Origin of the sequence: Leptospira vanthielii serovar Holland str. Waz Holland = ATCC 700522, from assembly GCF_000332455.1 — a bacterium.
In the GTDB taxonomy this organism is placed as follows: Bacteria; Spirochaetota; Leptospiria; order Leptospirales; family Leptospiraceae; genus Leptospira_A; species Leptospira_A vanthielii.
In genome coordinates this window covers 1-21,391 of the sequence record NZ_AOGY02000035.1, presented here as the reverse complement: position 1 = coordinate 21,391, position 21,391 = coordinate 1, and the positions used below count along the sequence as shown (strand labels likewise).

The window sequence follows — 21,391 nt, the reverse complement described above, 5'->3', positions numbered from 1 at the left end:
TGGACTATAAAAAGAGAAAAGCTAAGAAGGAGTAGGGAAACGAGTCGAATTTTGGAGATTGCCATGTTGGATACAGAGATTAAGCCCTTCTGTATCCAACCGCAAATCTTTTTTATGTGCCGATTGTAGATTCTAAAAAGCTACCATACCCTTTTTCTTTTCCAAGGGAAGCGACAGGTTTTCCTTGATCAATCGCCAGTTTGCCATTGATATAGACTTTTTTGACTGTGTCATCGTTACGCCTTACCCAACGTTTGAAGTCTTCCATAAATGGCATGGGTGCTTCTACGTCTTTGGCAAGGGAGTCGTCAAGTTTAGTTGGATCAATCAAAACCAAATCGGCTCTTTTTCCCTCTTTAATGTAACCGGCATCAATTCCAAACCAGTCCCCAATTTCTCCTGTTAGGCGATTGACTGCCCTTTCTAAAGTCATAAATGGTTTTTTTTCTAACTCTGCATCTCTTACCAATTTCAACATACGAAGAGGAAAATTGTAATGAGCCATACCACGTAAGTGAGCCCCTGCATCAGAAAATCCGATGAGGATATCTGGATAGGATACAATTTTTTGTAGAGGTTCTTTTCTATGGTTTGCCATTACTGTATACCAACGAACTTTGTTTCCGTGTTCGGCAACCAAATCAAGGAAGGCTGTAACAGAATGAACTCCTCTTTCTTTAGCAACATCATCAATGGATTTTCCAATTAAAGATTTGTCGGGTGCATCCACAATCTTTGTTTCTCGAAAGTTTCTGTGGAAAACACGAGGCAAAAACCAATTGGTCCATTGGCGTTTGAACCAAGACCTGTAAGTTGGATCCTTCATTAATTGTTTTCTTTCGAACTCATCTTCAATGTGATTAGCCTTGGCACCTGCAGCAAATTCTTCAAAAACAACTACGTCCATTCCATCGGCATACAAATCAAATGGTTCGGGAAGTGCCTGGAACTTAAAGTCAGACTTGAAGATCGTGTTTGTGATGCGACCAATGACTCCGAGTAATTTATACAAACCCGGATCAAACTTTACATCCATAAGAGAGATGATGGTGGTTTTCAATGGTTTACGAAAGAGTCCAAAGGCTTCCTTTAAGAACATAAGAACATTGATTTTTGTTGAAACGTTGGGAACACCTTGGAATATTTTTCCTCTTTTTCTCAGTGTTTTGTTTAGGTATTGGTATTCACTCCAGTTTGCAAAAGTAGAAGGAAGAGGGCGTGACCTAAATCTAGATCCATCCATTTTATCCCAAACAAGAGTATTGATCGAAAGACCCATAAAACCTGCATCCAATGCTTCTTCCAAGTGTTTGTTCATTGACTCTAACTCTTGTTTTGTGGGAACTTCTCCTTTGGTTAAGGAACGTTCGAGTCCCATTACGTGAGCACGAATGGCAGAGTGACCTGCAAACGAAGTTACGTTGGGACCAAGGGGCATATTGTTTAAATGTTTTTTATATTCAGTGGCGGAGTTCCAATTTTTTTTACTCTCAAGGATGGATAAAACATTCTTTCTTGGAATGGCTTCCACTCGGCTAAACATATCTGCTAAATCCGTAGGGTCACCCACAGCTAAACTCAATGAACAACTACCAAGAGAAATGGTTGTTACACCATGACGAACTGATTCCGAAAGATCTGGTGCCATTTCGATCTCTGCATCGTAATGGGTATGAAAGTCAATGAACCCAGGGGTAAGCCAAAGGCCTTTGGCATCGACCACAGTTTCCCCAGAGTTAGGGCTAAGTTCCGTTTTAGAAATGGTTTGAACCACCCCATCCTTAATTCTCACATCACCGACAAAAGATGGATTTGTGCTACCGTCAAAAATTCTCGCCTGTTTGATGAGAGTGTCTGCCATGAATACCTCCAGAAAAACCAAACGAAATTATGGCAGATTGACAAAGTTTTGTCAATGATTCGAGTGGAATCACATAAAGATTCTCTGGACGAAAGACCCCCTTGTTCAGGAGGCAATCATGTAAGGACTCGCCAAATCCACTAACTCTGCTTCGGTGATTTCTCTGTTGTTCTCTTGGGATGAAATTGCCTTGGCTTTTTCAAACAATCTATGGATTTCTTCCCCCGGAACGACAATCCCACGTTTTTCCAATAAAAATTGAATGGCACGATGTCCTGATTGGTTGGTAAAGGAGATGGTTTCTGAATCCTTTCTTCCTACAAATTCGGGAGAAAAAGTTCGGTAAGCACCTTTGGTTTGTTTAATGGTCTTGGCAACCCCATCTTGGTGGATACCTGACCTATGGGAAAAAATATCTTCACCTATAATCGGTGTCTTTTCTCCAATAGGAATACCTGTCATCTCTGCAATTCTTTTAGCTGTTGGATAAATTCTTTGGAAGTTGATTCCCAAAGTCTCACCATTTTGGTGTAATGCGATAGCCGTTTCATACAAATTGGTATTGCCTGCTCTTTCTCCCAAACCATTCAAAGCCACTTCGATTTGTTCTGCACCCACATACACACATTCTACGGAAGTGGCAGTTGCCATACCCAAATCATTATGGGTATGCACAGAAACCTTGGCTCTGTCCCCTATAAAGTCTTTCATATCCTTTACCATATTCACAAAAATCATGGGCCGGTAACGTTCCACTGTATTGGGTAAGTTGATGATATTAGCACCGGCACCAATGGCCGCAAGAAAAGCTTCTTTGGTGAATTCAAAATTCTCAATGGCATCTCCAAAATGTTCCCCGGAGAATTGAATTTCCACATCAGGTCCTACGATGGATCTGGCAAAGGAAACAGAGTTTTGGATTTTTTGAATCACTTCGGTTTCAGAAATTTTCAAAACATGGCGAATGGAAAAATCACTGACGGGATAAACGATATGCATTCGTGGTTTGTTTGCATATTGGATGGCTTCCCAGGTTCTCGTTATTTCTGTTTCATTGGCACGTGACAATCCAGCAATGGGAATTCCGGCTGGTGCTCGTTTGGCGAGAGTCCTACTTGCGACAAACTCAGTTTCATTGGAAGAAGGGAAACCCACTTCGATCCCATCGACATTCAATTCGATAAGCAAATCAAAGACTTCGATTTTTTCTTCTAAGGTCCAGGGTCTACGTAGAGCTTGGTTTCCGTCCCGTAAGGTAACGTCTTGGATTTTAATTTGGTTTGGTTTCATAGTTCCTCTACATCCGAGCCACTACCGACCGGAAGGAGGACCAAAAATAAAAAAAGCCCACTTCCCGGTTGGGAGTGGGCTTTGTCACACAGCACGTTCTCCCTCGATCTATAAAAGTTCGAGGAGGAGGAGTAACTGAATGTTCGCAGATGATTTCATTGTTAACTTTTAGACAAATGTACCTAGCGTTCCTGTCAATTTTTTTTAAATGCAATGCGGGAAATTTGTACAAGAAAGATTTGGATTCCAAAACCGATCGGGATGAGAAGGGTAAAGGCAATTTGAAAACCGAGTCCGATCACAACCGTGAGAAGGATACTCGTTAGAAAAAATGCCGAAAATACGGGGCCGGAAACTGGCAGTTCTCTTTTCCCTTTAGCTAAAAAGAAAACCGCAATGGATGGCCCGAGGGTATAAGAAAATATGGTGAGTCCCATTTCTAATAGTCCTTTTTCCCAAGTTTGGATGAGAAAATAGGGAACTAGGCTCGAAAGAAACAGAGTCATTCCAAAAAAAAGCGAAAGCATTCGGGGACTAAACCACCGGTCCATTCCCCAATCACGGGCCCAGGTGAGAGAGAGGGAATTGATGGTGGAACTGAGTGTGGACATGGCACTGGCAAGGATGGCTGCCACAAGGATTCCAAGAAGTGGTGAGGGCACTTCATTCACAATGAATTGGCTAAACACTTTGTCTGGAGCCATGGTTTGGCCGGCATAAAAAAGATAAAGTAGAGATCCAATGAGGAGAAATAGAATAAATTGAAAGAGGACAACAATCCCACTTCCAATGAGAATTTTCTGACCAGAAACTAAGTTTTTTGTGGCGATCACTCGCTGAACAAGCATTAGGTCAGTTCCGTGAGATCCAATGGAAATAAAAGCACCACCAATCAAAGCAAATACAATAAAGTAACTGTTGTCACCTGACGAAAGATAGTCGAAAATAAACAAATTCCATTTCCCAAGACTCTGAAGTTCGGTTACCCCCGAAATAATTGGAACATTCAATTTATAAATGAGGAGTCCCAGAGCAAAAAATCCACCAAAGATATAAATAAACCACTGGAGTACATCGGTAAATACAATGGCACGAAATCCACCGACAACGGAGTAGATAATGGTGACGATGCTGAGTGTTGTGAGTGCAATCATTCCTAAAATATCAGAAGAAAAATTTAGGCCCATTCGTTCTAAAAGAAAGGCGATCGGTAAAGAACTAACATACAAACGAATTCCATCTCCGAGAAGTCTAGAAATGGTAAATACAAAAGAGATTGTTTTTTGAGGAGATTTACCAAAACGATTTCCTACATACTCATAGACGGAAATGGTATTTCCAGAAAAATACGATGGCAATAGATAAAGAGCCACAATGGTTCTACCGATCACATATCCAAATGCAATTTCCAAAAACCGGTAGTCCCCTTTGAAAGATAAGGAGGGAATACTTAAAAAAGTTAAACTAGAAGTTTCTGTTGCGACAAGGGATATTAAAAGAAAAATCCAGTGGATCTCTTTTTTAGCGAGATAAAAGTCTTCTTCTTTTTCGTTGTTCTTAGCAAAATAAAACCCAAAATAAAAAACGATGAGAAAATAAAAGATAAGAACGAGTAAATCCCAGACCATACAACCCCTTAAGCGATGATATTCAAATTTGGATACTTCAGTAACAAACGAAGTAAATCCGACCTTGTGATCATACCAATAGGTTGATTATCGTCATTTACCACAGGAATACATCCAATTCTTTCTTCTAAAAGGACTTGGGTGACCCCTCGAATTTCCGATCCCGGAGAACCAACTAATACGCGTTTGATCATGATGTCGGAAACAGGCCAGTCCCTTTCATAAGATTTACTTTTTTCGAGGATATCGCGATCAGAAACAAAACCCACAAGGGTTCCCATTTCATTGGTAATCGGGAGGTGGCGGATCCCTTTTTCCAACATAAAGTCCAAACAGTTGGCAATCGTTTCTGTGGACTTTTGTGTGATCGCAGGAGTCGACATAATCTCGTGCAGGAAATAAACCGCTCTTTCTATTTGGCCGGCGGATTCTTGGTAAACATCCCCAGGGGAGCGGTGTAAAAAAGAACCAGGGGAAGCATTGGTTGATTCCTCTCCCTCACCAGAAATGGGGGCAGATTTCCCCCCCGGATGGATTTTGTGGACCCGATCTGCATAAGTGGTCGGCGCATTTGGCAAAATACGCCCATCATGTATCCAAAAGAACATAGTTATGCCCTACCTTTCCGAAAAGTTTGTCAAAAAAAAGAAAAAACTTGCAAAAAACGAACAGTGGTTTTTTATCCATCCTACATTTCTGTAAAGATTCCATACGAAAAGGCAAAATCCATGATCCAAAACTACGAAAACCTCTACCAAGCATTGGCCCACGTCGCAGAAACTCTTCCAAACAAAGTCTCCTTTCGGAAGAGAAAATCGGCCACTGAATTCCCTGGGATCAGTTTTGGAGATTTGAAACAGTTTGTCGACCACTTGACTTTGGGTTTTATCGATCTTGGTGTCGAGGTGGGGGACCGAATTGGGTTTTTCTGCGATGCCACTGTCAATTGGCTACGCACCGATATGGCCATCCTTACTTCTGGAGCTGTTGTGGTTCCCAGGGGAACAGACATTGTTCGGGAAGAGATTCTTTATATCTTAAACCATTCGGAAGCCAAATACCTTGTGGTTCAAAAACCAAAGGATAAAAAACGCATCGATGACCTGTTAGGTGAGCTTCCCCATTTAAAACAAATTTTTATTTTAGAAACAGACCAAGGGGAATTGTATGAAGGTGAAAATTCTATCCTTTCCATTGTAAAAAAAGGAAAAGATCGATGGAATAGTGACGGCAAACAGACGTTAGAAACTAGGATCAAACAAACTGATCCTGATGCCCTTGCCACTTTGATTTATACCTCAGGAACTACGGGTAACCCAAAAGGTGTGATGTTGTCTCAAAAAGGTTGGATCACCGCTATTCAGAATACAATTTCCCGTTTGGATATGAATTCCGATGACAATGCAGTGAGTTTACTTCCTCCATGGCATGCATTTGAAAGAGCCATTGAATACGCTGGAATTTTTCTTGGGATCGATTTTTTAGTTTCGAATATGTCATCTTTAAAAGATGACCTAAGGGACTTCCGTCCGACTATATTCCCTTCCGTTCCTCGGATTTGGGAATCGGTTTATAACGGGATCATTGCCAAAGTTGCCAAAGAAGGTGGATTTAAAGAAAAATTATTTCATTTCTTTTTGAAAGTAGGATCTACTTGGGCCCATTACTATGCAATATGTTTTGGATTTGAATTCGAAATCAAAAAACCTAATTTTCTGATTTCTTTTGCAAAGAGGACCTATGCCTTCTTTATTTTGGTATTGTTATCTCCTTTAAAACTTCTAAGTATCAAAATCTTTTCCGCCATCCATAAAGCGTTAGGTGGTCGGATTCGTATTTGTATATCGGCAGGATCGGCCCTCCCCAGTGTTGTGGATGGATTTTTGTCTGCCATTGGACTCAAAGTTTTAGAAGGGTATGGGATGACAGAAACATCTGCTGTTGTCTCTATCCGTTCCAATACCAAACCAACCAAAGGTACTGTGGGAATTCCCATCGATGGTTATCAAATTCGTTTGAAGGATGATGCAGGTAAGGTTGTGACCTCTGTCGGTGCCAAGGGAACTCTTTGGATCAAATCCAAACAAATCCTTAAAGGTTATTACAAACGTCCGGAATTGAACCAAGTAGTCTTTGATGCAGAAGGATTTTTTGATACGGGAGATCTAATGTTTATCTCTCACAGAAATGAATTGGTATTTGCTGGTCGTTCCAAAGATACCATTGCTCTTATCGGTGGAGAAAACGTAGAACCCATCCCCATAGAAGACAAACTCCTAACTTCCCCCTTCATTGATCAAGTGATGGTGGTAGGCCATGATAAAAAAACTCTTGGTGCACTGATAGTTCCTAACTTCGAAGCAGTGGAAGCTAAAATTCCAGGGATTTCCAAGGAAAAAGCAGGGGAATGGAATTCCCATCCCAAGGTTCGGGAATTATACCGAGCCGAGATTTCACGCATTATATCTCGCGAAAACGGATTCAAAGGTTTTGAGATGATACCAGCTAACAATTTCTATGTGGTATCTCGTCCCTTTGATCCCGATACTGAAATGACAAGAACTTTAAAAATGAAGCGAAATGTCATTTCGGATGTATTCTCAAAACAAATAGAAGGAATTTACCAATGATACACCCGAAACTGAACCCTTATCTAAATGAGGAGGAAAGAAGTTTTTACAATACAGTGTTCCAATTTTCAGAAGACAAAGTGTTTCCCTCTGCAGAAGAAAGAGACGAAAAAGAAATTTGGTCAGACGAATTATGGAAAGAGTTTAGCAAAGCTGGTCTTACTGGACTCACCATCCCATCGGAATATGGTGGTGAAGGTGCCAGTTGTTTACAATGTTCGATTGCAACAGATGCTTTTGCATCTGGATGTTTGGATGGGGGAATGGGACTTTCCTGGGTTGCGCATTTGGTAATAGGCACTATGCCCATAATCTTCCAAGGAACCAAAGAACAAAAATCCAAATACCTTCCTAAACTTTCTACGGGAGAATGGATGGCGGGTTTTGCATTAACAGAACCTGCTTCTGGATCCGATGCTGCCTCTCTATTAACGAAAGCTGAAGAAGTGGCCGGCGGATGGAAATTAAACGGAACAAAAATGTATATCACCAATGGTCCTGTAGGACAGGTGTTTATTGTTATGGCTAGAACTTCCGAAAAAGGAAGAGGGCCAATGGGGATCTCAGCTTTCATTGTAGAAAGTAATACACCTGGTTTTAAAGTAAGTAAAATTTTGAAAAAATTGGGACACCATACTTCAATGACCGCCGAACTTGTGTTTGAAGATATGGTTATTCCAAAAGAAAATCTTCTTGGTCCATTGAATACTGGGTTTATGCGAATTGGTAAAGAAACTTTGGAATGGGAAAGAACTGTATTTGTCGCTGGTCTTGCTGGTGCTATGGAGTTTTGTTTTCGTAAAGGCCTTCGGTATGCCAATGAACGAGTGCAATTTGGGAAACCTATTTCCAGCTTTTATGGAATGCGTGATATTCTAGTTCGCAACTGGGTATACATACAAGCGGCTCGAAGGTTAATTTATTGGGTGGCAGAAAGAAAGGATAGAGGGGTACCTTCTCCATTAGAAAGTAGTTTGGGAAAACTCATCACATCGGAAATTGCCGAGGACGTTGCTAAGGATTCCATACAGTTGTTTGGTGGGTATGGATATATGAAGGAATACTCTGTCGAACGATTTTACCGAGATGTGAAATTAGGTACTATCGGCGGTGGGACAAGTGAAATCCAAAGGTCGATCATATCTTCCTTATATTCAGGAAAAGAAAAATTCCAAAAAGAATTCTCGAAATTGGAAAAAGAGTCCTCACTCACCGACAAAATTCAAAATGTACTATTCGATATCATCATTTCCATGGATGCAGAACCTAACCGTAAAAAGTTACAATCGGTTGAATTTGCCTTTGCCGATGTTTTGTCCATTTTTGTGATTCTTTCTTTGTCAGAAATTGATTTACATAAATCCACAGAATACTATTCTCTTGATGAAAAATTGATGGATCGAAAGTTACTTTCGTATTATCTTGTGGGGAAGTATCTTATGTCATTTACTAGACTTTCCAACTATGTTCCTTCTGAACTGACTCGATTGTGGGAACATTATTCCCAATTGGGCAATTCCATTGAGGAAACTGTGCAGACTCGTTTCCAATCGCTTCAGGAACTTTTGTAGTCAATGAAAGCAGCGGGCCGAATAGCATTTTTATATTTGTTATTCGGCTACATCTGGATTTATTTTTCAGATTATGCAATTTCACTTATATTCGAATCAGCAGAGGACATTCGGGAAATCCAGAGCTTAAAGGGATGGGGATTTGTCACTGTATCAGCAGTGATTATCTTTGTTCTTTTGGTTCGGGAGTTACAAAGACAAAAACGAGTGTTATTTGAAAAGTTCGAGTCTGACCAACTTTTTCAAGTCATTTTGGAACGAATCGAAGACGCTGTCATCGTATTCAATTTAGATACTTGGAAAATTGATTTTTTAAGCGAACAAGTCTCCCGACTTTTCGATATTCCCACCAATGAAATCCTGATTCATCCTGAACTTCTTATCGAACGGGTCCACGAAGCAGATAGGAAAAGAATGACCAATATTTGGATGAACCAATTACGGGAAAATCATACGGGTCTATTGTATCGTATACGCATGTTAGATGGTAAGGTTAAATGGGCTTTGGAACATCGGCTCTTCATTCCGTCCAAAGAAGGAAGTGCTAACAAAGCTGTTGCGGTCATCACGGATATGACTAGTTATATGGAAAACCAGTCCAAATTGGAAAGGTCTTTACGAGAAAACGAAACCTTACTTACAGAAGTTCACCACCGGGTAAAAAATAATTTAGCAGTTGTTATTTCTTTTTTACAACTTCAGGTTTATTCTTCTCCACCGGAAACCGCTGATATTTTGGAACAAAGTATTGTTCGCATCAAGGCGATTGCACTAGTTCATGAAAAACTCTATAGTAGTAAAAATTTATCAGGTCTTAGTTCCGTTGACTATATCACAAGTCTTGTGGAAAATATTAAACTAATGTATATGAGGACTGATATCCTTATTGAATTGGATGTCCAACAATTAGAATTTAACATTGTGGATGCAATCCCTATGGGGCTTATGATCACAGAAATGTTAACCAATAGTTTTCGACATGCATTTGCTAAGGGAAAACCGGATGCTTTGATAAAAATTGATTTTATTGTTACTGATAAATTTAATTACGAATTAAAATACAGAGACAACGGGGTTGGTTTTCCTCCTGGTCTAAACTATAAAAAAGCCGAGTCAATCGGTTTATCTGTTATATTTTCCTTATGCAGTCAGATGAACGGTCGTGAGGTGGAATGTTCTTCCGCGCCCGACGAAGGTGTATTTTACCATTTTGCCTTCTCACCCAAAAAAGTAATTCCTAAGGACGATTCAAATGTATCAAAAGGGTAAAAGTTTTTTAGAAATCCAAATCGGAGATTCCGCATCCTTTACGAAAACTATCACGGAAACCGATGTTTATTTGTTTGCCGGTATTAGTGGTGATTTTAATCCACTGCATGTAGATGAAGAATATGCGAAAACTACAAGTTTTGGGACAAGGATTGCTCACGGGGGACTTGCAGCATCACTGCTCGCACCAGTTCTTGGAATGAAGTTACCTGGTCTTGGTACTGTGGCTTTAGAAACCACAACCAAATTCAGAAAACCTGTTTATTTTGGAGATACAATCGCTTGTTTGGTGGAAGTTGTGGAAAAAGTAGAACGGCTAAAAGCTGTCAGAATGAAAATTATTTGGACCAATCAAAAATCGGAAGTGGTAAGTAAAGGGGAAACTCTTGTCATTCCTCCCGGTTAAGAAATTGCCCCAAAAGTCCAATTTCATCCTCTACATATTCGCGAATTTCCTCTAATTCGTCCTCATCTAATATCTCTTCTAAAATTTCTTCCCCGGACTCATCTTGCCCAATCCGCATCACAATGTATCCGGGTACATCGGAATCTGGATCGTCCATTTCCACATTCACAAACTGGAACTCTTGTTCTGTGGCGGGAAGGAAAACAAGGTAGTCATTTCCCATTTGTGAAAAGGAATAAAACACTTCCCACTGGTAACTGTTTCCCCTTTCATCCACAAGATCGATTTCTTCGGTGGCACGACTTGGAAGAAAATCATCCCCTTGGAATCCTAAATCTTTCATGTCCATTAGGAGAAGAACTCCTTCTCAAAGGGAAGGCTATGTTTTTTCTTAAAATTACACTCTTTGCAAGCAGGGACTAAATTACCTTTTACTGACTTTCCACCTCGGATAAGAGGAATTAGGTGGTCCATTGTAATCTCTTCCACTTTGAACTTTTTTCCACAATAATGGCAAATGCCAGAAGAACGTTTGTTTTTCCACCAGGCAGTGTTTTTTAGTTCTTTAGCTTTCCTTCTTTCTCGAGCAATTTCTTCATCGCTAACATCGGAAAAGAATGAATCGGAGGGAGTTTCCGTCATAATTTAAAAAAATCTGTTTTTTTCCCTTCGTCAAGAAAAAGATGGAGGAATGGGAAGACTGGTTTACCTAGACAATTTAAGATCTTTTGCCCTTTTACTTGGAATTGTATTCCATGCGGCGATTGTTTATGCCGCAGACATTAAATATGCGATTCAAGACGAGGACCGCAGTGAGGTTCTTTCTTATTTTTGTTATTGGATACATAGTTATCGGATGCCCATGTTTTATATGATCTCCGGTTTTTTTTCTGCGATGGTTTGGGAAAAAAAGGGGAGAAGTTTTTATTTGGAAGCAAGGTTCAAAAGAGTTCTCATCCCAACCATTTTTGGACTTATTTTTTTTGCCCCCATCCAATATTACCTTACAGAACGGATCAAAACTCCGCAGTTAGACCTTTTGTCTTTTTTGGAATATTTTTTTACTAAGGATCATTTCCAACACTCTCATATTTGGTTTCTTGTCGATTTGTTTTGTTTTAGTATCTTGTATAGTTTGATCCCCAAATCTTTTTTTACAATGAAACTTTGGGATCAAATTCCCAAAGGGATTTTAAGATATATAACTCTTGTTAGCTTTTGTTTTCTTTTTGTTTTTCTCTGCCATACTCAAGTTTCTAAAGGAGAATCCTATTATGGGATATATAAACTTACTTTTATATTCCAGTTTTCCTTTTTTCTTTCCGGAGTTTTTTGTTTTCATTGGAGGAGTATTCTCACACCCAAAGACCATTCCAGGAATAAAACACTGGCAGTATTCGTTTGGGCGGTGTTTGTGTATTTGGTCTTTAAAGAATTGGAAATTGAGGATCCACTCTGGATTTACTTTCAGTATGTGAATGTTTGGGTGAGGGCTCTACATATTTTTTTATGGGTTCTTGCTCCCTTTTTATGGACGAGTTTACTTGTTTCAATTTTTCAAGTTCTGGGAAATAAAGGTGGAAAAGTCGGATCCTATTTGATTGAAGCAAGCCTTCCTATCTACTTAGTTCACCATCCCATATCTTTGTTTTATGCTTTTTGGGTAAGAGATATAGAATGGGGGATATGGATGAAGTTTATTTCCCATATCCTTGTCGTATTAGGATTTAGCTTTCTTTTGTATGAATTTTTAATCCGGAAGATCAAACCTCTTCGGTTTTTCTTCGGATTAAAAAGTGCATAGAGTTATGTTTTGCTTATAGCTTGGATTGCGGAGGCAACTGCCGAATCCATACTTCCTGTATGGAATGCTAAATGTTCTCCAGCAAAAAACACCCTTTCGAAAGGTTCAGTCCAAACATCTTTAATTCCAAAACTTCCCGGCGGAAATAGGGAAACAAATCCTGCTCTGCCAGTTGTTTTTTGGAAACTATGGAAAACAAATGGCGATTCGAGTATCAATTCCAAATCACCAACTTCTTCCAAAGAAGATGTCATTAGATTTTTTTTCTGACGATCACTTCCTTTTTCAAATAAAGAAGCTCGATCCCCCGTAGAGATGGATGTAACGGCCGTTACACTAGATCCAGTGGCAGATTCGGAAACATACAAAGTTTCTGCCGCAGTATTGGTTGAGAGAAATAATTTAGATAGAGACTCTTTCGATTTTACGAGACTCAAATTTTTGGAAATTTTTCCTGTTTGCATTCGTAAAGCAGAATAAATCAAATCTTTCGGAAGGCCCGGTGTCCATTTAATATCCAGAACTGCTGCAGCAGGGAGAGAACAAACGATCAAACTTCCTTTTACTGATCTTCCGGAAGATAAGTCTACTGTGACTTGGTTCTTTTGTTGGGAAACCTTTGTGACAGTTTCCCCTAAAATCAATTCCTGGTTTCTAAGAGAGTTTGCGAGTTCTTTAATAATACGTTCCGCGCCGCCTCTTACTTGGAACTTGGGTTTGAGGGCCGATTGTAAAGCAGAAAGATCATCTAATACAGATTCGCTTGAGATTTGGTTCAGATCGGCCCCAAGGATCACTCGGTAAAGATCGTTCATCGAACGAATTTCTTCTTCTGTTAAACCTTGGTAACGGGCATAAGATGAAAAGTTGATTTTATCTAAACCTTGTTTTTGTGTGTTACCTAAAGACTTATGTAGATCAATGACTTTGTCTAAGGTGTCAATGGAAGTGGGAGAAATTTTTAATAAATCACTATTTGATTTTTGAAGTGAAAAACGATCAGCAATATTAGAAGATACCAAATCCAAGTTTAATTGTTTTACCAAACTTTTGATATCTGATTGACCTTCGCCGATCCACTCACCACCTAAGTCCTGTAAGATTCCAAGTTCAGGATTTTCGTAAGTAGCAATCCGACCACCCAACTTATCTCCACGTTCAATGATGGTGACATCATACCCAGTTTGTTTTAACAAGTAAGCAGAGTAGAGACCAGAGAGCCCACCGCCAAGAACAATGGCCTTTTTGCCACTGCTAGGCTTTGGTTTGGTCTCCACAATCGTCGTTGTTGTGGTTTGTCCGAATGATTTTTTAGGGAGGATCAACCCTGCACCTAAGGTAACAGCACTTATCTTTTGTAGGAAACTTTTTCGATTCATAGAACTTTCCCCTATTTTAGCATTAGAAACAAAAAAGGCTAGAAAAATTAGAAAAATACAATTTAGTAACTTTGTCTTTTTAAGCGAATTGGGAGATCATTACCTTTGTTTTTCCGCCAAGTAAAATATTTTTTTCTGATCCTTCTCGTGTTTTTGCCACAGATTCTGTTATCAGAAACTGCGATTCCCCTTCATACCCAAATCTTCGGAAAACCTATCTGGCAAGATGTCCTTGTTTTGGAGGACAAGGATCAATCTCTTACAGAGAAAAGTATTACTAGTGGGTCCTTAGATTCTCGATTTAAAAAAATCCCTTCTCCGAATTTGGGTTTTTCGAAATCCACTTTTTGGGTTCGTTTTGAAGTAAAAAATCTAACAGAAGATTTGATTCGTTGGAATTTGGTGTTCGATTTTCCTCTTTTGGATGAGGTCCAAATTTATGGAAATCCTTTGCCGAAAAATTTGATCCGTAATTTAGGGGACAGTCATCCCTTTGCAGAAAGAAATGTGGATTATCGAAATCTTGTTTTTCCATTAGAAACACCTGCTAGTTCTTCTGCGACTTATTATTTAAGAGTTCAATCCGAATCCACAATTCCACTGACTCTTGCTATCTGGACTGAACGAGAGTTTTATGATCAGCTGAACAAAGAACAAATGATCTTTGGTTTGTTTTACGGAATTTTATTTGTAATGATTGCGTATAATTTTTTTATCTATATTTTTACCTATGAAAAAAGTTATCTTTTTTATTTGTTTTTTATCAGTTCCATTTTTTTCTTTCACCTAATCAATAACGGTTTTGCCTTTCAATATTTATGGCCCAATTGGATTTATTGGGGAAATTATTCACTTCCTTTCTTTATTTGTGTTTCTTGCATTGCGGGAATCTCTTTTACCAACAACTATCTCAGTTTGAACAAACATTTACCAAAGATTTCCAAGTTGATGTGGATTTGGGTGGGTTTTTTATTTTTGTTTTCTATGGTTACATTTTTTTTGAATTATCGAATTGCAATGATCGTTGCCATTCTACTGACAGTTCCTACTGCTCTAATCATGGTTTTTAGTGGAACTTCCACATACTTGACCAATGTGAGACCAGCTCGTTATTATTTAATTTCTTGGTCCTTCTTTCTTTTAGGTGTTGTTTTGTATTCATTGAAGAGTTTGGGTTTTTTGCCAGACAATCAAATCACACGTTGGACCATCCAAATCGGGACTGCTTTACAGACTATTTTGTTGTCTCTGGGGCTTGCCGATAGAATCAACTTTCTTACCCGTAGCCTTCGAGAACATATTAGAGAATTATTTCATGCTAAATTAAAAATTGAAGAATCAGAAAAACGGTTTAGGGAAATTTTTCAAGGTTCAGATGAGGTGATTCTTATGATGAACGAAAATTTCGAAATCATCAACGCAAACCGAGCCCTTTCCAAACAAATGGGTTTTCGTTTGGATGATTTACGTGGAAAAAAAATCACTGAGTTCTTATATACCGGTCGCGATCAAAGTTCTGACTATAATGTCATGTATGTGAATGACAAACTCACCGATCTAAAGATGACAGGTTCCATTGTAAATTTTAAAACGGAGTTTGAACAAAAGTATATAAAGGAACCCAAAGAAATGTATTGTAGATTACAGTATATCGACTTCGATGAAACCAGGGAAGTTCTTATGACCATGTCCCCCCAACATGAAGATACCATTATTCAACTTATCGAATCAGAAAAAATTGAACTTTCTATGAATAATTATTTGCGTAATGCTGAACTTGTTTCTCAGAAAATCACCTCGCAACTTGCAAAATATCTTTCCAATATAGAACAAACGGAAGTTAGATCATCGATCCGTGAAATTATTATCAATGCGGTAGAACATGGAAACTTAAATATCAGTTTTGAAGAGAAGTCAAGGGCTCTTATGGAAGGGAATTATCTAGAGTTTTTACAAAAACGACAAGATGACCCAAGATATAGCCAAAAGAGAGTAAAAATCGAATATTCTTTCACAAGAGAGTATGTTGCCTATCGTATCACCGATGAAGGCCGCGGATTCGACCATAAAAAACAGATGGAAAAAACGATTGATGAAATGAATGAAGCACACCAACAACATGGGCGTGGGATTCTTATGACAAAATCCGTATTTAATCGAATTGAATACAACGATCGAGGAAACCAGGTCAGTTTGATTAAATATCTAAATAAGGATTAATTGCGTAACCAATCCAAAACCCACCACTCGTTCCATTCTTTGGAGTAAAGGAGTTTCCCAGGTAAATGACTTTGTAATAAACCAAGAAACTGGTCCTTTTTGTCTGTGATGATCCCTGAAAAAATAATTCTTGGTGCTTCGATTTTTGCCAGATGACGGATGTTTTGTGATAATACCGCATAAGTGATATTGGCAATTGCTAGATCATATTTTGTGTTGGATAACTTGGGATTGTCAATTCCTGATTCTTCCACACTGAATTGGAATCCTTTTGGGTATTCATTTTCAGTCCAATTGGACCAAGCGGCCTTCACTGCATTGGGATCAATGTCCAAAGCAAAAATTTTAGAGACTCCAAACTTAGCAAGGCCAATAGAAAGAATTCCTGATCCTGTTCCTACATCACAAGCGGATATAAAAGGGAATTCTCCCTTGTTATACAACTCATCCAAATGTTCTAATATCAGTTTGGTGGTCTCGTGATGGCCTGTTCCAAAGGCAACACCTGGGTTGATAAACAGAGGAATCCCGCCAATTGGTTTCCAAAGTTTTATGGTCTCTGGTTCATCTTTTTCCCAGGTCGGAATCACCCAAAGTTTTTTCCCAATGGGGAATGGTTTGTAATATTCTTTATAAGCTTCTTCGTAATCACGAGTTTCTATATTGCGTGATTCTGTATTCGAATTGTCAGGTGAGTGGATTTTTAAAAAAATAAGGATCTTTAGTTCTTTATCGATCTCATCTGTTTGTAAATAAATACGAATGTTTGTATTGTCACGGATTAGACCTTGGTCTTTTTCTTTGGGAGCTTCACCATCAAACAAAATTTCATAGTAACCGACACATTGAAGTGTATCCAACAATTCATAAAAACTGTCAGATAGTTCTTTAGGTAAATTGACTTTGAGTTCTCTGTATTCCAATCTTAACCTATTTCGTCCGTATAATCCATAACAAGATACATCAGTGTTTCTTGGTCAGTGGGATTGGAATACTCATGCGAAACATCGGCTTTAAAAAATACAGAATCTTTTGGTTCTAGTTCCACAACCTTTTCACCAACGCGTAACCGCAGTTTGCCGGAGACAACAACCAAATTTTCGGTGGTTCCTGTTTTGTGTGGTTCGGCAACTTCATGTCCACCTGGTTTTAACATCAGTTCATAGAACTCAGTTTTGCGGTTCCCAAGGAAAGGAAAAAGCGCACGGCTTGCAAAAACTTTGGAATTAGAGTAGAGAACTTTGGAGTTTTCCGCTTTGAGTATATGAATTCCATCTTGGTTTTTTTCTTTGAGGAGTTCTGAAAAGGGAACATTAAGTCCGTTTGCAATTTTCCATAAAACAGAGATTGTGGGAACAGATTTCCCTTGTTCGATTTGGGACAACATGGCTCGGCTTACACCACAGCGGTTTGCGAGTTTGTCCAAAGAAAAACCTTTTGTATGACGGATGAGTTTCAGATTCTCTTTGACGACATCTGTTATATAATCGCCAGATTCTGAAATCAATTGTTCAATTCCGTCAGTCGGTTGTTCTACTTTACTTACCATTGTCCAAGCGTCCAATATAACAGAGGTATTGTCAACAAACTATCGTTTCGACCTTTCTTTTTTCTCTTCAATGACAAATACCGGCGGGAGTTTGAGGCCTTGGGGAAACGTTTTATGGATCTCTTTTGCCGAACCTCGAAAACTTGTTTCGCTTGCCATGGAGATTCCGAGGGCAAGGAAAATCTGGCGGTCTCCGGGAAGGATTTTTGCTAAGGTTTCCAGACAATGTTTGGCACGGTAAGCTGTCTCATAAAAGGCAATAGTCATGCCGAGTCCAATGTACTGTTTCAAAGTTCGTTCCCTTTCTTTTTCTTCTCTCGGTAAAAAACCCAAAAAAAGAAAGGGAGAGGTAGCAAACCCGGAACTGGTGAGGGCGGCAATGAGGGCAGTGGGGCCTGGGGCCGAACGAACTTCCACTCCCATCTCCCAAGCGAGAGGGACAAGCCATTTGCCTGGATCTTCGAGGCCAGGGCTCCCCGAATCAGAAATGAGACAGGTCCTTTTGGTGGTCGCAAGCTTCATTGCGATTTCATCCATATCCTTACGCGACGAGTGTTCGTTCAAAAGATCAAAGGGTTTTGTAATTCCTAACTTCTTTAAAAAAGTGGAAGTGGTTCTTTGTTCTTCTCCCAGGATCCAGTCGGCTTCCTCTAACAAGGTTTTGGTGCGAGGAGGAATGTCGGCATCGTTTCCAATGGAATTGGATACTAAATAAAGTCGGTTCATCTGGGTACGGGTTGGTAAACAAAGTATGGTTGGATATATATTCCTTTTGCGGCACAGGCAGAGGCAAACTCTGGATTGTCCCGGTTGATAGCTACTGCCATTTGTTTGGCTCGGCAAAGCATAGGAAAATCATTAAAGGAATCTCCAAAGGCCAGGTCGGGATATACTCCCACTCTTTTTTCGATGGCTTTTACTTTTCCTTCCCCATAAGTATAAGGTTCAATCAGTTGGTGTGTGAACTTTCCATTTTCACCTAACACTTGTCTCATTCCAATGACTTTGGATTCTTCCACAGGAAAAATGTGGGCAATGGCGGCAATTCCTGGTTCCGGAGATGCGGTCACAATGTACACAGTCCAATCATGATGGTATAAATAAGCGATTAAGTCTTTCATTTCCACTTGGGGAAACACACCGGAATCTCTATCGGGAATGTTCACTCTTTCCCAAGCCCGGCGAGACACTTCGTAGTATTCTTCTTGGTTCATACCTTGGAAGATAAAACTTGTCCAACGGTATCCTCTTTCGATTCCGTATTCTTTTAACTGGTAAGAATACTCTTCCCAAATCAAACGTTCTTTTTCGGCTGTATTGATTGCTGTATGATCTTTCCAAATTTCTTTATCACGAAAAAAATCAGATAAGTCTTTGGGAACATAGATAAGTCCATCATGGAGGAGTTCTTCCATGATCTTTTCACCAAAATCGTTGCGAATGAGAGTGTTATCAAAATCAAAACAGGCGATGCCTGGTTTTTTCGGTATGATGGTTGTCAGACGGTCGTAAATTTCGTCCGTCCAACTGTTCTTTGTCAGGTTAGTCACTAATACTTAGTCTGCAAATCCGACTATGCTTGTGGCAACTCCTTCTTCGTAGGGAGTGAGAAAGTTTTCAGGATTTAAATACACATTATGAAATCGGACTTCGAAATGGACATGGGGCCCCGTGGACTTTCCTGTGTTTCCAGAAAAGGCAATGATTTGCCCTTTTCTTACTGCATCTCCTGGTTTTACGAGTAACTCTTGGTTGTGTCCGTAAACAGTATGGAAGTGGTTCATGTCATGGTGGTAAATTTTGACCGCAAGCCCATAGTCACCACCTCGGCCCGCTTCTTCGACCACACCGTCGGCGGCAGCAAGGACGATGGATTTTTTCGGAATGGCGATGTCGAGACCCGTGTGCCAGGTGTTCCAACGCCTTCCAATTCGAGAAGAAATTCTAGATTTGTTATTAGGAAGGACGGGCCAGATGAATTGGTCGATGGGAGATTCCACGGTTTCGCGGAAGAGTTCTTTTTCTTGGAGGCCCCGCATGTATTCTGCGGAATAAGGAAAGAAAATGGAGCGTTTCAAACGTCCCAGATCTGCTTCTTTCAGTTGGTTGATCTCCATCACCTCTTGGGCGAGGATTCCAAACTCGGATGCTTTCTCGAGAAGGCTTTTTTTCTCGGCATTAAGGTCTACCCAAAGGCCCCATTGTTCATTGTAACGCTGGAAGACATGGTTGTCCAAAAATACGGGACCATTTTTTTGCTTTTGGTAGGCCGCGTAGGCTGAATAGGTCACTACGAATAGGATTAAGACCAGAATGATATAGTAACTACGGTTTCGCTTCATCTCATTTTGCCTCATAAACTATGGTGCAATGCCAAATTCTCACAGGCACCCGTCCGGTCAAGGCGAACGGTCGGGAAATCCGTCCCAAACATGGCATTTATGTGACATAACACTGAGACTAGTTTTCAGGTCATCCGTTTTTCTTTGAGCAAAATGATTAGAGAACAGGGTTTAGTAAAGGTTGGATGGATTTTTGTCGGGCAGAACTAGACAGGAAAAGAGAAAAGCCTACCTACCAGAACAGATTCTGGTAGGTGAAGGAAATGATCGGCTTCTTTTTTAGGACTTTCGCTCAGGCAGCCTGGGCTTTTTGGCCATTCGTTCGGTAGAGATAGATTCCTGCGACAAGAAGGCAAACAATACCGATCGCATAATAGGCCCAACCCACATCGAAGTAGGCAATCACGAGAAAACCAAAGAGGAGGCGCCCGATCTCCATCGCTCCCGCCCAAGACTTTCCTTCAATGAGGGCATTGATCGCCACAAGAGAGAAAGTCACCCAAAGAGTCACGAGAACTTGGGAGATGAGAGAGAACTTCGCAACAAAAAGGAGAAAGGAAAAGGACAAAAGAAGAACCAAAACAAACCAAGTGGTGGTGTAGGTTCTCACTTCGGACGGAGGTTTCGGATCATACTTATGGAAAGTTTCTGGGCGAACCTCAGGGATGGGTAAAAAACCTGCGGGTTTGTTCCCTTCTCTGGGATACCAACCCGGTGGTTTAAAAAAGACCTTAATTTTATCTAAGAAATAAGGTGCACTTGCTGCTTGTTTCAGAAGTTCCCAATAATAATGGAAGTTGGCATAAACTGGATTGAAACTTTTGAGTGGTTTGACTGTACCATAAACACAAGGTTCTGTTTCTTCTCGGAAAGTTCCAAACATCCTGTCAAAGAGGATAAAGATTCCGCCATGGTTTTTATCGATATAGATGGGATTGATTGCATGATGGACCCGGTGGTGGGAAGGTGTGGATAGAATGTATTCTCCGATCTTTCCAATTTTACCCACAGCTTTGGTATGCACCCAAAATTGGTAGATGAGGTTCAATTGTCCACTGGCCAGATACATCCAAGGGTGGAATCCGATGAGAGCCAAAGGAACATAGAAAATCCAGGTCACAATTCCACCGAGTCCGGTTTGTCTCAGAGCCACAACCAAATTGTATTCTTCGCTGTGGTGGTGGATGACATGTCCTGCCCAGAGAATGTTTACTTCATGTGCTAAACGGTGGGACCAGTAATAACAGAAGTCTTGGCCCACAATGCAAAGGACCCAAGCCCAAGGGTTTGTCATAGCAAATTCAAAAAATCGAAAGTGCTCGTAAATATAGAAATAGGCAAAGAGTCCGATTCCCTTTTGGAAAAGTCCCCAAATTTGGGAAACGATTCCTGTGCTTAGGTCCGCAATGGAATCATTCAGCCGGTAAAGGGATACGTGGCGT

General features: G+C 40.0%; 19 protein-coding genes. 6 read left to right on the top strand and 13 right to left on the bottom strand.

Features of this window, described 5'->3' with window-relative positions; genetic code table 11:
- Positions 1-112 precede the first annotated feature (112 nt).
- From LEP1GSC199_RS07350 to LEP1GSC199_RS07335, 4 genes are all read right to left on the bottom strand, one after another.
- Entirely contained in the window at positions 113-1,861 is a 1,749-nt protein-coding gene (locus tag LEP1GSC199_RS07350) for an N-acyl-D-amino-acid deacylase family protein (protein WP_002979930.1), read from the bottom strand.
- Between the two features lie 105 nt (positions 1,862-1,966).
- Complete coding sequence (gene leuA2, locus LEP1GSC199_RS07345) at positions 1,967-3,151, bottom strand: 2-isopropylmalate synthase LeuA2 (protein WP_002979931.1); 1,185 nt, start codon at positions 3,149-3,151, stop codon at positions 1,967-1,969.
- A gap of 194 nt (positions 3,152-3,345) precedes the next feature.
- Positions 3,346-4,779 carry a sodium:solute symporter gene (locus LEP1GSC199_RS07340; RefSeq protein ID WP_002979941.1) on the bottom strand — a complete coding sequence of 478 codons (1,434 nt, stop codon included), beginning with the start codon at positions 4,777-4,779 and terminating at the stop codon, positions 3,346-3,348.
- Positions 4,780-4,787: 8 nt separating this feature from the next.
- The gene (locus tag LEP1GSC199_RS07335) at positions 4,788-5,387 is read right to left on the bottom strand and encodes a CBS domain-containing protein (protein ID WP_039926338.1); all 600 of its coding nucleotides are present in this window, start codon (positions 5,385-5,387) and stop codon (positions 4,788-4,790) included.
- Between the two features lie 120 nt (positions 5,388-5,507).
- Between LEP1GSC199_RS07335 and LEP1GSC199_RS07330 the strand changes: the two genes are divergently transcribed.
- Genes LEP1GSC199_RS07330 through LEP1GSC199_RS07315 form a run of 4 tightly spaced genes read left to right on the top strand, consistent with a single transcriptional unit; the run spans position 5,508 to position 10,655 of the window.
- Positions 5,508-7,409, top strand: coding sequence for an AMP-dependent synthetase/ligase (locus LEP1GSC199_RS07330; protein ID WP_039926337.1), 1,902 nt, complete (start codon positions 5,508-5,510; stop codon positions 7,407-7,409).
- On the top strand, positions 7,406-8,980 hold the full coding sequence (locus tag LEP1GSC199_RS07325) for an acyl-CoA dehydrogenase family protein (protein WP_002979950.1): 1,575 nt from the start codon (positions 7,406-7,408) through the stop codon (positions 8,978-8,980). Before LEP1GSC199_RS07330 ends, LEP1GSC199_RS07325 begins: the two co-directional genes overlap by 4 nt.
- Positions 8,981-8,983: 3 nt before the next feature.
- Complete coding sequence (locus LEP1GSC199_RS07320) at positions 8,984-10,249, top strand: sensor histidine kinase (RefSeq protein WP_002979963.1); 1,266 nt, start codon at positions 8,984-8,986, stop codon at positions 10,247-10,249.
- Positions 10,233-10,655 (top strand): MaoC family dehydratase, encoded by a 423-nt coding sequence (locus tag LEP1GSC199_RS07315; RefSeq protein ID WP_002979901.1) that lies wholly within the window; start codon positions 10,233-10,235, stop codon positions 10,653-10,655. Before LEP1GSC199_RS07320 ends, LEP1GSC199_RS07315 begins: the two co-directional genes overlap by 17 nt.
- On the opposite strand, the gene LEP1GSC199_RS07310 is transcribed toward LEP1GSC199_RS07315, so the two are convergent.
- Positions 10,639-11,004: a DUF1292 domain-containing protein gene (locus LEP1GSC199_RS07310; RefSeq protein WP_002979937.1), complete on the bottom strand. Its 366-nt coding sequence runs from the start codon at positions 11,002-11,004 to the stop codon at positions 10,639-10,641. The genes LEP1GSC199_RS07315 and LEP1GSC199_RS07310 overlap by 17 nt on opposite strands.
- Positions 11,004-11,297, bottom strand: coding sequence for an HNH endonuclease (locus LEP1GSC199_RS07305; protein ID WP_002979965.1), 294 nt, complete (start codon positions 11,295-11,297; stop codon positions 11,004-11,006). The genes LEP1GSC199_RS07310 and LEP1GSC199_RS07305 overlap by 1 nt, the downstream gene beginning before the upstream one ends.
- A gap of 49 nt (positions 11,298-11,346) precedes the next feature.
- On the opposite strand from LEP1GSC199_RS07305, the gene LEP1GSC199_RS07300 reads away from it, so the two are divergent.
- On the top strand, positions 11,347-12,459 hold the full coding sequence (locus tag LEP1GSC199_RS07300; RefSeq protein WP_002979908.1) for an acyltransferase family protein: 1,113 nt from the start codon (positions 11,347-11,349) through the stop codon (positions 12,457-12,459).
- Positions 12,460-12,461: 2 nt separating this feature from the next.
- On the opposite strand, the gene LEP1GSC199_RS07295 is transcribed toward LEP1GSC199_RS07300, so the two are convergent.
- The gene (locus LEP1GSC199_RS07295; protein WP_039926336.1) at positions 12,462-13,838 is read right to left on the bottom strand and encodes a flavin monoamine oxidase family protein; all 1,377 of its coding nucleotides are present in this window, start codon (positions 13,836-13,838) and stop codon (positions 12,462-12,464) included.
- Between the two features lie 105 nt (positions 13,839-13,943).
- Between LEP1GSC199_RS07295 and LEP1GSC199_RS07290 the strand changes: the two genes are divergently transcribed.
- Positions 13,944-16,058, top strand: a complete 2,115-nt coding sequence (locus tag LEP1GSC199_RS07290; RefSeq protein WP_002979939.1) for a 7TM diverse intracellular signaling domain-containing protein — start codon at positions 13,944-13,946, stop codon at positions 16,056-16,058.
- On the opposite strand, the gene LEP1GSC199_RS07285 is transcribed toward LEP1GSC199_RS07290, so the two are convergent.
- The 6 genes from LEP1GSC199_RS07285 to LEP1GSC199_RS07260 all read right to left on the bottom strand — a co-directional run.
- Entirely contained in the window at positions 16,055-16,981 is a 927-nt protein-coding gene (locus LEP1GSC199_RS07285; protein WP_002979898.1) for a 50S ribosomal protein L11 methyltransferase, read from the bottom strand. The two genes, LEP1GSC199_RS07290 and LEP1GSC199_RS07285, sit on opposite strands and share 4 nt — an antisense overlap.
- Positions 16,982-16,983: 2 nt before the next feature.
- A complete protein-coding gene (locus tag LEP1GSC199_RS07280) occupies positions 16,984-17,607 on the bottom strand; it encodes a helix-turn-helix domain-containing protein (RefSeq protein WP_002979921.1) in 624 nt (207 codons plus the stop codon).
- A gap of 39 nt (positions 17,608-17,646) precedes the next feature.
- A complete protein-coding gene (gene rsmI, locus LEP1GSC199_RS07275; RefSeq protein WP_002979910.1) occupies positions 17,647-18,333 on the bottom strand; it encodes a 16S rRNA (cytidine(1402)-2'-O)-methyltransferase in 687 nt (228 codons plus the stop codon).
- Positions 18,330-19,157, bottom strand: coding sequence for an HAD family hydrolase (locus LEP1GSC199_RS07270; protein ID WP_039926334.1), 828 nt, complete (start codon positions 19,155-19,157; stop codon positions 18,330-18,332). Before LEP1GSC199_RS07270 ends, rsmI begins: the two co-directional genes overlap by 4 nt.
- Positions 19,158-19,163: 6 nt before the next feature.
- On the bottom strand, positions 19,164-19,949 hold the full coding sequence (locus LEP1GSC199_RS07265; protein WP_039926343.1) for a M23 family metallopeptidase: 786 nt from the start codon (positions 19,947-19,949) through the stop codon (positions 19,164-19,166).
- A gap of 292 nt (positions 19,950-20,241) precedes the next feature.
- A partial coding sequence (locus LEP1GSC199_RS07260; RefSeq protein WP_002979896.1) for a sterol desaturase family protein occupies positions 20,242-21,391 on the bottom strand: 1,150 nt, incomplete at its 5' end.